Annotated in this window: 2 protein-coding genes and 1 pseudogene; 2 read left to right on the top strand and 1 reads right to left on the bottom strand. The window is 66.9% G+C overall.

The annotated features are described in order from the left end of the window. Positions 1–310 (top strand): DUF1731 domain-containing protein (locus AC1D00_RS40115; protein WP_477014504.1); only part of this gene is annotated, 310 nt, incomplete at its 5' end. 12 nt (positions 311–322) lie between these two features. Here the strand turns inward: AC1D00_RS40115 and AC1D00_RS40110 are convergent. After that, positions 323–1,173, bottom strand: a pseudogene (locus tag AC1D00_RS40110) (LysR family transcriptional regulator). Positions 1,174–1,286: 113 nt separating this feature from the next. On the opposite strand from AC1D00_RS40110, the gene AC1D00_RS40105 reads away from it, so the two are divergent. Then, on the top strand, positions 1,287–1,666 hold a 380-nt coding region (locus AC1D00_RS40105; RefSeq protein WP_477014503.1), incomplete at its 3' end, for a tautomerase family protein.

The following is a 1,666-nucleotide window of genomic DNA, read 5'->3' as shown; positions in this document are numbered from 1 at the left end:
GTCCTGGATCGAGCGCGACGATCTCATCCGGCTGATCGCCTATGTGATCGCGACGCCCGACCTCGCCGGTCCCGTCAACGCCACGGCGCCGATCCCGGTCACCAATGCAAAGTTCACCGAAGAGCTTGGCCGCCGCCTGCATCGGCCCGCCGTGTTCCGCATTCCCGGTGGCCTCTTGCGCCGGATCGGCGGCGGCTTTGCCGACGAGCTGCTGCTCGGCGGTCAGCGCGTGCTGCCGAACAAGGCGCTGAGCCGCGGTTTCGTATTCCGCCACGAGACACTGCGCAGCGCGTTCGAGGCGATCTTGTGAGGTGATGTGATGTCAGGCGGCGACGCTCTTGAACGTCGCCGCCACCGCACGCAGCGCCGCCAGCTTGGCGGGGTCGCTGACCTTCGAATGCAGCATGACCTTCGAGCTGCCGAGTTTCGGCAGCCTGTGTGCGGGGCCGATGTCGATGAGGCCGGGTGGCGCGATCCGCCGCGCCAGCGGCGCGATCGCAAGTCCGGCAAGTGCGGCCGCGACCACCGCCGTGACGCCGCCGCCGACAAATCGCTCGCGCCAGGCGAGGCCGGCCTTGTCGAGCGCACGCACGGCGACGGCGCGGACGCCGCAGGGCGGGGCGAGCGTTGCGAGTGGCAGCGGCTCGCCCTTGGGCAGGGCGAAGCGGCGTGACGCGAACCAGCCGAACTCGTCCTCGGTCAGCTTTTCGCCGCCGCGGCGGCTCCCTTCCTGGCGGACGATCACCGCGTCGAGCTGGCCGCGTCGTACGCGTCCTGCATCTCGCGCGAGAAGCCGATGGTGACGGCGAGGGCGAGATTTGACGACATCGCGTGCAGCCGCTCGAGCAGCGGCACCAGCTCGGGGCCGGCGGCGTGATCGGAGATGCCGAGCGAGAGCGATTGTGCGGCTGGTGCGTCGCCCGACAGCGCGCGGTCATGCGCCGCCATCAGGGCGCGGGCGCGTTCGAGGAATGCTGCGCCGTCGGCGGTAAGCCGGACCGCGCGCGGCGAGCGCTCGACGAGGCGCTTGCCTAGCACTGTCTCCAGCCGCTGCAGCTTGAGGCTGACCGCGGCTTGCGTCGTGCCGAGCGCTTCGGCGGTGCGGGTAAAGCTCTGGAGGTCGGCGACCAGCAGGAAGGCCTTGATGGTGGCGATGTCGAGCGTGGCTGTCATTATGATTTGTTATCACTGGTATCAATAGAGATAAGATACCAAAATGGAGAAGGGAGGTCTAGCTTCTCATCAACGCCGCGCAAGACCTGCGCGACATCTTGAGGAGAACGACCATGCCCCTGATCACCGTGTCCTACACCACCTCCCGCCAGTCACCCTCGCTGAAGGCCGACATCGCGAATGCCGTGTCCGAGCTCACCGCAAAAATCCTGCACAAGGATCCCAAGGTGACCGCCATCATCGTGAAATCGGTCGAGGCGGACGACTGGTTCGCCGGCGGCCAATCGCTCGCCGAGCAGAAGCTCGCCAGCTATTGGATCGACATCCATGTCACCGAAGGCACCAACACCAAGGACGAGAAGGCGGCCTATCTCGCCGCGATGTTCAAGCGCATGGCCGAAATTCTGGGCCCGCTGCACCCCGAGACCTATTTGCATGTCGACGAGGTCAAGGGCGACGCCTACGGCTTTGGCGGCCTGACCCAGGAGCGCCG

This window comes from Bradyrhizobium sp. P2_E8, from assembly GCF_056403875.1.
Note: the sequence above shows the minus strand (reverse complement) of the source record. Positions and strands in the feature narration are given on the sequence as shown.